We start from the raw sequence: 8,711 nt of genomic DNA, 5'->3' as shown, positions 1-8,711 counted from the left end.
GCAAAGGCGATCGGTCAAACTGCCGCCATTCCCAAAGACGATTCTCGTGGCGTTGAAACGTTCTTCGACGGTGTCAAATTTGATTCTGAAAATCCCTCTGCATACCTGAGTAGCCTCAAGATCAAAAGGGCTTGAGCATCAGTCATTATCAGCCGTTCGTTGTCGTTAGCGACTCTCGATTAGCAGCAAACGAATCACGCGCCACAAATGACGAATAACCGGATTGGTAACAAATCGAGCAATCCTCAAACTCTATCCCTCCTACCTTAGATATCCAGAAGATATCCAGATCTCGCTGCACGCCCTTCACACTACGCACTCTATGACGATCAACTCCTCGCTTCGTCGCACGGCTCCCTCTCCAGCAATGGAAAAGTTTAGTAAGGTCGCTAAAACTTTAATTCCCGCTGCTATTTGCATCGGTATTGTGTTGCTAGTTTGGCAGCTACTCTGCATGGGTCCCGAATCCAAAATGCCTGGACCTGTGAAGGTGATTGAGCAAACCTGGCTGTACATTCTCAATCCCTTTTTTGATGACGGAGGCACGTCCAAAGGCTTGGGCTGGCAGATTTTCATTAGTTTGCAGCGGGTGGCGCTGGGCTACTCACTCGCCGCGATCGTCGGCATTGCGATCGGCATCATCGTGGGCACCAGCACCTTCATGCGCAACGGACTCGACCCGCTAATTCAAGTGCTGCGGACCATCCCGCCGCTGGCGTGGCTACCGATCTCGCTAGGCATTTTTCAGGACAACAACCCCGCCGCAATTTTCGTGATTTTTATTACGGCAATTTGGCCTATTTTGATTAACACGGCGGTTGGCGCTCAGCAAATTCCCCAGGATTACAACAACGTCGCCAAAGTGCTGCGTCTGTCGCGTCAGGAGTACCTGAAGAGCATTCTGATTCCCTCGACCGTCCCCTACATTTTCACTGGACTTCGCATTGGTATCGGTCTAGCGTGGCTAGCGATCGTCGCTGCCGAAATGCTGAAAGCGGAGGGCGGCATCGGCTTCTTTATCTGGGACGCCTACAACAGCGGTAACGAAGAAAGCATGAGTCAAATTGTTATCGCAGTCCTCTACGTTGGCATTGTGGGCTTAATCCTCGATCGCTTCGTCGGCTGGCTCGGCTCCCTCATCGTCTCAGAACGATAATTCCGAATTTTGAATTCCGAATTTCGAATTCAAAATTTCCCACCCTCCCTTACTCCTCACTCCCCATTTCCTATGTCAGTCTTCCTCGAAGTTGACCACATCGACAAAGTATTTCCCCTCTCTGGCGGCGGCACCTACATCGCGCTCAAGAATGTTGATCTCAAAATTCAGCAGGGCGAATTTGTCACGCTGATTGGGCACTCTGGCTGCGGCAAATCGACGCTGCTGACGATCGTTGCTGGACTGGAGCAGCCCACACAGGGCGGCGTCGTCCTAGACGGGCGGCAAGTGACCAGTCCTGGACCCGATCGGATGATGGTGTTCCAGAACTACTCGCTGCTGCCGTGGCTAACCGTGCGGCAAAACATCGCCCTCGCGGTCAACAAAGTGATGAAGCAGTTGCCCAAAGGCGAACAGCGCGGCATTGTCGAGCAGCACATCGACCTGGTCGGGTTGCGCCATGCGGCAGACAAAAAGCCCGCTGAACTCTCAGGCGGTATGAAGCAGCGAGTGGCGATCGCTCGCGCCCTCGCCACTCGCCCCAAAATGATGCTGCTGGATGAGCCGTTTGGGGCGCTGGATGCGTTGAGCCGGGGCAACCTGCAAGAGCAATTGATGCGGATTTGCCAGGAAACGGGCATGACCTGCCTAATGGTGACGCATGACGTAGACGAGGCGCTGCTGCTTTCCGATCGCATCGTCATGCTCACGAACGGTCCAGAGGCGCACATTGGACAAATTTTGGACGTGAAAATTCCCCGTCCGCGGCAGCGCATGGATGTCGTAAACCATCCCACGTACTACGCGCTGCGGAACGAGATGATTTACTTCCTCAACCAGCAGAAGCGCGACAAACAGCGCAAGAAACAGCAGCCCGTGGTGATTGCCCGTCATGGGTTAGAAAAAGTGAACCTGGACATTGGCTTTATTCCCCTGACCGACTGTGCGCCGCTGGTGGTCGCCAAAGAGCGCGGCTTCTTTGCCAAGCACGGACTGGAAGAAGTCAACCTCTGCCGCGAGCCAAGCTGGAAAGCGATCGCCGATGGCATTTCACTCCGGCGTTTGGATGCGGCTCAGATGGTGGCAGGAATGCCGCTAGCGCTGACGTTGGGCATTGGCGGCAATGATCCGCTGCCGATCGTCTGTGCCCTTGTCACCAGCCGCAATGGCAACGCCATCACCCTCAGCAAGCACTTTTACAACGAAGGCGTCCGGTCGCTCCCTGACTTCAAAGCAGCGCTCGATCGCACGCCGGATAGCGTTCACACGCTGGGCGTCGTTCATCCCACGTCGATGCACAACCTGATGCTGCGCTACTGGCTGGCAGCAGGCGGCATCGATCCCGATCGAGACGTGAATCTAGCCGTCATTCCGCCTGCCCAAATGGTCGCTAACCTGACCGCAGGCACCATTGACGGCTACTGCGTCGGAGAACCCTGGAACACCCGCGCCGTGAGGGAAGACCTTGGATTCGTTGTCGCGACCGATTTAGACATCTGGGCAGGACACCCAGAAAAGATCCTCGGCGTCCGGGAAGACTGGGTTAATCAATATCCTCAAACTCATTTGGCGCTAGTGCGGGCGCTGATCGAAGCCTGCGACTATTGCGACGATCGCCGCAATCGCGAAGACATTGTGGAGTTGCTGTCGCTGCCGCAGTACCTCAACACGTCGCCCGACGTCATCCGCCCTGGCTTCCTCACCCCCTACGATCGCGGCACGGGTGAACCACAACCTCTGTACCGCTACAACCAATTCTATGTCGATCAAAGCAACTGCCCTGGTCGCGCCGAAGGCTTGTGGGTGCTGACGCAACTGGCGCGCTGGGATCTAACACCCTTCCCGCGCAACTGGATCGAAGTTCTGGAGCGATCTCGCCGCGTCGATCTCTACGGTCAAGCCGCTCGTCAGCTAGGACTGCCCGACACAGACCCGAACCGGGACGCCTTCTCGCTCTTCGACGGCACCGTGTTCAATCCTGACGACCCGATCGGCTATCTCAACAGCTTTGCCATCCACCGTCCGTTCCGCATCGAAGAAATTCTCCTCGATCGTGTGGCTGCTCACGCCTAAACCCGATCACGTTTTGAATGGTGCCGTTGCCCTCAACAAAGCGCAGACTTCAAACCCGTTGCAACGCCAGTAAACTCCAAATCCCCTATTCACCTATGCAAACTCTCCATAGCCCGCAGACTGTTCAGTCAACCCGTTCGGAGCCGTTTCTGGTGATCGATCACGTCACCAAGGTTTACCCAACGCCCAGAGGACCCTACACCGTGCTGGATGGGGTCGATTTGGTCGTGAACGAAGGCGATTTCATCTGCGTCATTGGGCACTCCGGCTGCGGCAAAACGACTCTGCTAAACATGGTGTCGGGATTTAGCAAGCCCTCGACTGGAGAAGTGCGGCTTCAGGGAACGCCGATTACCCGTCCCGGACCCGATCGCATGGTGGTGTTTCAGAACTACGCGCTGCTGCCGTGGAAGACCGCATTCGAGAATGTCTACTTGGCAGTCAAAGCGGTGTATCCCCACAAGTCCAAGCAAGACAAAATGGACATTGTGCGAGAGCACTTGGCAATGGTTGGTCTGGAAGAAGCGGCGGACAAAAAGCCGCCGCAGCTATCGGGTGGAATGAAGCAGCGGGTGTCGATCGCCCGCGCGTTGGCGATCTGTCCACAGATGCTAATTCTGGACGAGCCGTTTGGTGCCCTCGACGCCATTACCAAAGAAGAGCTTCAGGAAGAGCTGCTGCAAATTTGGACTAAGCAGCGCGTCACCGTAATGATGATTACTCACGACATCGATGAGGCGCTGTTCCTGGCAGACAAGATTGTGATGATGACAAACGGACCTGCCGCCACGATCGGCGAAGTGATGGACGTTCCGTTCCCTCGCCCCCGCGATCGGGCTCAACTGATGGAAGACCCCAAGTACTACACGCTGCGAAATCACGCGCTCGACTTCTTGTTTAGCCGCTATGCACACACGGACGACTGATCGCGGCTCATCTACTAGCTGTTGGTGATCCACGTAATCCTTATCCGCTGTAGATCCTATGTCGAGTTCAACGCCGCCCCACCGCGAGGATTTCAACAGCCTAGAGCGCTTGAAACCCAAGCCGTCCGAGTCAGCTGCCGCATCCGAATCGGATGGTGCGCAAGCAACCGCGATCGATCCGACCGTACGGCAGTTGTTGTGGATTGCTTCTTACTACCTCCAGGCGGTCGCCACGGGTCGGACGGCGTTTTTGACGCTACAGCGGCAGCAGCAGCCTGTCGGCACAACCGAGGTGGGGACAAGCTGGATCATCGGACGCAATGCGGCTTGCGCGATCGTGCTGCCCTACGCCTCCATCTCTCGACTCCATGCCGCGATCGGCTACTGTCCCCAGCACGGCTTCTACGTCCTGGATCTGGGCAGCAAGAACGGCACCTACGTCAATCGTCATCGTCTAGCGCTGCTGCGAAAGCAGTTTCTGCAAGACGGAGACACGGTTACCCTAAGCACGATCGCAATTCTGGTGATGCTGTCGGGTTGGAAACAGGCTGAGACGGCAGCGTCGAGCTTGGCACCGACGGCTGAAGTAGACTGACGCGATCGTGTTCAGCAGGTCTAAGTTTGGTAATCTGCGATACTCCGTGACTCAGCGCTATGGTACAGACTCCCACTCCCTGGTCCGATCGCATCCTCTGCTGCTACGTCAACACGACGACCCAACTGCAACAGGCACGGATTGAACACGTCTCTGGCGGGCTGTTTGAGCGCCTCGTGTTTCCCCAGCAGCGCCTGCTGTTCGAAGCAGTTCCAGACGCGGTGTTAGAGATTTACATCCACATCGCTAACAGCGCTTCTCTCCTGGAGCAAATTCCCTGTCTTCGGCTACAGGTGAACGAATTGCCTGCCGAGATTACGCCTGCTCATCCCGATTCCGCTGATTTATCCGAATGACACCATTGCACACCAAAACCCTCTGCCCCTACTGCGGGGTGGGCTGCGGTTTAGAGGTTCTACAAACGACATCTCGTCCTGGCTCCAATTCTGACGCCGAACGCTGGCAAGTGCGCGGCGATCGCGCGCATCCCTCTAGTCAGGGGATGGTCTGCGTTAAAGGCGCGACGGTGGTAGAGTCGATCAACCGCGATCGTCTCCTCTATCCCATGCTGCGGGACTCGCTGAACGAGCCGTTTCAGCAGGTGAGCTGGGAAACGGCGCTGGACCGGATTGTCGAGCAAATTAAAGCGGTGCGGCACTCCCACGGTCCCGATGCCCTGTGCATGTACGGGTCGGGGCAATTTGTCACAGAGGACTACTACACGGCGCAAAAGCTGATGAAGGGCTGCTTGGGCACCAATAACTTTGATGCCAATTCGCGGCTGTGTATGTCATCGGCAGTGGCAGGCTACACGCAAAGCTTTGGTTCCGATGGTCCTCCCTGCTGCTACGAGGACTTAGAGCTAACCGACTGCGCCGTTTTGATTGGCACAAATACAGCGGAGTGCCACCCGATCGTCTTCAACCGCCTGCGAAAGTACCACAAGAAACATCCGCACGTCAAACTCATTGTCGTCGATCCTCGCCGCACCGATACGGCAGCTGCGGCAGATTTGCACCTTGCTATTCGTCCCGGAACCGACATTGACTTACTGAATGGCATCGCTCATTTACTAGTGCGCTGGGGCTACCTCGATGCTGACTTTATCCAGCAGCACACGCAGGACTTTGACCGCTACGAAGACGTCATTCGCTACTACCCTCCGGAGGCCGTTGCGGCGCGCTGCGGCATTACCCAGACCGACCTGGAAACGGCTGCCCGCTATTGGGGCGAGTCGCAGCGGGTGCTGTCGCTTTGGTCGATGGGCATTAACCAGTCGTCCGAGGGCACTGCCAAAGTCCGAACGCTGATTAATCTGCACTTGATGACTGGCATGATTGGCAAACCGGGGGCCGGACCCTTCTCCCTGACAGGACAGCCAAACGCAATGGGCGGACGGGAAGCAGGCGGACTGTCCGGGTTGCTGCCCGGATACCGCTCAGTGAAAAATCCGCAGCACCGCGCCGAGGTGGAACAGGCATGGGGGCTACCGATCGGACAAATCGCCGCTGAGCCTGGACGCACGGCATGGGAGATGATCAGCGGACTAGAAACTGGCGCGGTCCAGTTTCTTTGGATTGCGGCAACCAATCCGGTGGTCAGCATGCCGGATTTAGAGCGGACCAAAGCGGCACTGCGCCGATCGCCCTTCACGGTGTATCAAGAAGCGTACTACCCCACCGAAACGACCGCCTACGCACACGTGCTGCTGCCCGCAACGCAGTGGAGTGAAAAAACGGGCACCATGACCAATTCGGAACGCCGCGTCACCCTTTGTCCTGCCTTCCAACTTGCTCCTGGAGAGGCGCGAGAAGACTGGGCAATTTTCGCAGAAGTAGGTCGCCGCTTGGGCTTTACCGACCAGTTCGCCTTTTCTACTGCCGCCGACATTCATGCCGAGTTCGTTCAGCTCACCCGCGATCGCCCGTGCGACATGAGTGGCATCAGCCACGATCGTCTCCGGCGCGAGGGTCCGCTTCAGTGGCCCTGCCCAGACAAAAATTTTGAATTAGAAATTAGGACTGATGAATTAGCGGATTCAATTCAAAATCCAAAATCCAAAATCCAAAATTCCTCCCGCCTTTACACCGACTTCCGGTTCCACACTCCCGATCAACGCGCCCGCTTTGCTGCCTATCACTCGCGCGGGTTGGCGGAGCCACCAGATGAGCAATATCCCTACATCCTCACAACGGGGCGGATCTACGGACACTGGCACACCCAAACGCGAACGGGTCGAATTGATAAAATCCGCCAGATGTATCCCAACCCGTTTATTGAAATTCATCCCCGCGATGCTGCGTCCTTGGGGATTGAGGATGACGCTTGGGTAGAGGTGCGATCGCGGCGCGGCACTGCCCGATTTGTGGCACGAGTGACGCGGGCGATCGCGTCCGGTACCGTGTTCGTGCCGATGCACTGGGGCGGACTTTGGGCAGACCAGTCGGAAGCAAATGCGCTAACGCACCCGGAAGCCTGCCCAGATTCTGCACAGCCGGAACTTAAAGCCTGCGCTGTGCAGTTGAGTCCGGTGCACTTGGACAACGCCGTGCGGACGATCCAGCCCATGCGACGAGAAAATTGCGTATCTTCGCTGTCCACTTAACGATCGTGGCTAGCGGCAGCAAGCTCAGTACTTTCGCTCTTGTGGCTGAAACAGATTGATCACCACAGGCTTGTACTGAATCTCAATTCCTGCAGGCGAGTAGTACGCCAGCGTGTGCTTGAGGAAGTTGGCGTCGTCGCGCTGAGGGAAGTCTTCGCGGGAGTGAGAGCCGCGGCTTTCCTGACGATTGATCGCCGACGTCAGAATCATCTCGCCTACAATCATGAGGCTGCGGAGTTCCAGTGCCTCAATAATCTCGGTGTTCCAGAGCGTTCCTTTATCGTCCAGTCGGATTTGGCTGTACTGCTGCTGAATCTGCTTTAGCTTGCTGAGTCCTTCGCGCATAACGCTTTCGGTGCGAAAAACGCCGCAGTGCTCGGTCATACAGTCTTGATACGCCTGCCGAATTTGGTTAATCCGGTACTGTCCAGGCTGGTCGAGGAGCGATCGAATCTGGCTAGCAACCTCGCTCAGGTAGGAAGTTTCATCCAGGTCAGGGAGTTTGCGGGACTGGACGTAGCGGGCGATCGTTGCCCCCGTGCGCCGTCCGTACACCACACACTCCAGCAGCGAATTACTACCTAACCGATTCGCACCGTGAACGGACACGCAAGCCGCTTCCCCAGCGGCGAAAAAGCCGTCTACCAAGTCGTCAGAGCTGCTGCGTACCTGCCCATCTGTATTAACCGGAATGCCACCCATTGAGTAATGCACCGTGGGACGCACAGGCATCGGTTGATGGACCGCATCGATGCCAACCAGCCGATGTGCCTCTTCCCAGCAGAAGGGAATCCGGCTCATGATTTTTTCTCGTCCCATGTGGCGCAGATCGAGATAGACGAAGGGACCTCCCGCACTGCCATCTAGATGCACACCGCGACCAGCGCGAATTTCGCAGGTGATGGCTCTAGAAGTGATGTCGCGGGGAGCCAGTTCCATCCGGCTTGGCGCGTACTCCTCCATAAACCGCCGTCCCTCGCTGTTGATGAGATAGGCGCCTTCTCCACGCACGGCTTCGGAAATCAGCACGCCTACCGGATACAGCCCTGTGGGATGAAACTGCACAAATTCCATGTCTTCTAATGGCAGACCCGCCTGTGCCACCATCGACAAACCGTCGCCCGTGGAGGCGTAATCGTTTGAGGTGGTATTGTAGACGCGCCCATAGCCGCCTGTGGCAACCATGACCGCTTTAGCGCGAACTACCGCCAGCTGACCATCCTGGATGCGGAACATGACGACGCCCTTTGCCTGCCCGTCTTCCAAAATCAGGCGCAGCACGTACCACTCGTCGTAGACCGTGACACCGTGATGCATCAGGTTGCAGATGAGTTCGTGCAAAATCGCGTGTCCGGT

Annotated in this window: 7 protein-coding genes and 1 pseudogene; 7 read left to right on the top strand and 1 reads right to left on the bottom strand. The window is 56.6% G+C overall.

The window, feature by feature from the left end; translation table 11 throughout:
* The 7 genes and pseudogenes from H6F43_RS21890 to H6F43_RS15055 all read left to right on the top strand — a co-directional run.
* Positions 1-135 (top strand): annotated as a pseudogene (locus tag H6F43_RS21890) (bicarbonate-binding protein); the annotation flags it as partial.
* 232 nt (positions 136-367) lie between these two features.
* Positions 368-1,156, top strand: coding sequence for a nitrate ABC transporter permease (ntrB, locus tag H6F43_RS15080; RefSeq protein WP_347272419.1), 789 nt, complete (start codon positions 368-370; stop codon positions 1,154-1,156).
* Between the two features lie 72 nt (positions 1,157-1,228).
* Positions 1,229-3,229, top strand: coding sequence for a nitrate ABC transporter ATP-binding protein (locus tag H6F43_RS15075; protein WP_190343553.1), 2,001 nt, complete (start codon positions 1,229-1,231; stop codon positions 3,227-3,229).
* Between the two features lie 95 nt (positions 3,230-3,324).
* Positions 3,325-4,155: a nitrate ABC transporter ATP-binding protein gene (locus H6F43_RS15070; protein ID WP_190343552.1), complete on the top strand. Its 831-nt coding sequence runs from the start codon at positions 3,325-3,327 to the stop codon at positions 4,153-4,155.
* Positions 4,156-4,213: 58 nt separating this feature from the next.
* Complete coding sequence (locus tag H6F43_RS15065) at positions 4,214-4,750, top strand: FHA domain-containing protein (RefSeq protein WP_190343551.1); 537 nt, start codon at positions 4,214-4,216, stop codon at positions 4,748-4,750.
* 59 nt (positions 4,751-4,809) lie between these two features.
* Positions 4,810-5,106, top strand: a complete 297-nt coding sequence (locus H6F43_RS15060; protein ID WP_190343550.1) for a DUF1830 domain-containing protein — start codon at positions 4,810-4,812, stop codon at positions 5,104-5,106.
* The gene (locus H6F43_RS15055) at positions 5,103-7,355 is read left to right on the top strand and encodes a nitrate reductase (RefSeq protein ID WP_190343549.1); all 2,253 of its coding nucleotides are present in this window, start codon (positions 5,103-5,105) and stop codon (positions 7,353-7,355) included. Before H6F43_RS15060 ends, H6F43_RS15055 begins: the two co-directional genes overlap by 4 nt.
* Before the next feature lie 24 nt (positions 7,356-7,379).
* On the opposite strand, the gene H6F43_RS15050 is transcribed toward H6F43_RS15055, so the two are convergent.
* Positions 7,380-8,711: succinate dehydrogenase/fumarate reductase flavoprotein subunit (locus H6F43_RS15050; RefSeq protein WP_190343548.1), on the bottom strand; the 1,332-nt coding region annotated here is incomplete at its 5' end.

Origin of the sequence: Leptolyngbya sp. FACHB-36, from assembly GCF_014695955.1 — a bacterium.
Lineage (GTDB): Bacteria > Cyanobacteriota > Cyanobacteriia > Leptolyngbyales > Leptolyngbyaceae > FACHB-36.
Note: the sequence above shows the minus strand (reverse complement) of the source record. Positions and strands in the feature narration are given on the sequence as shown.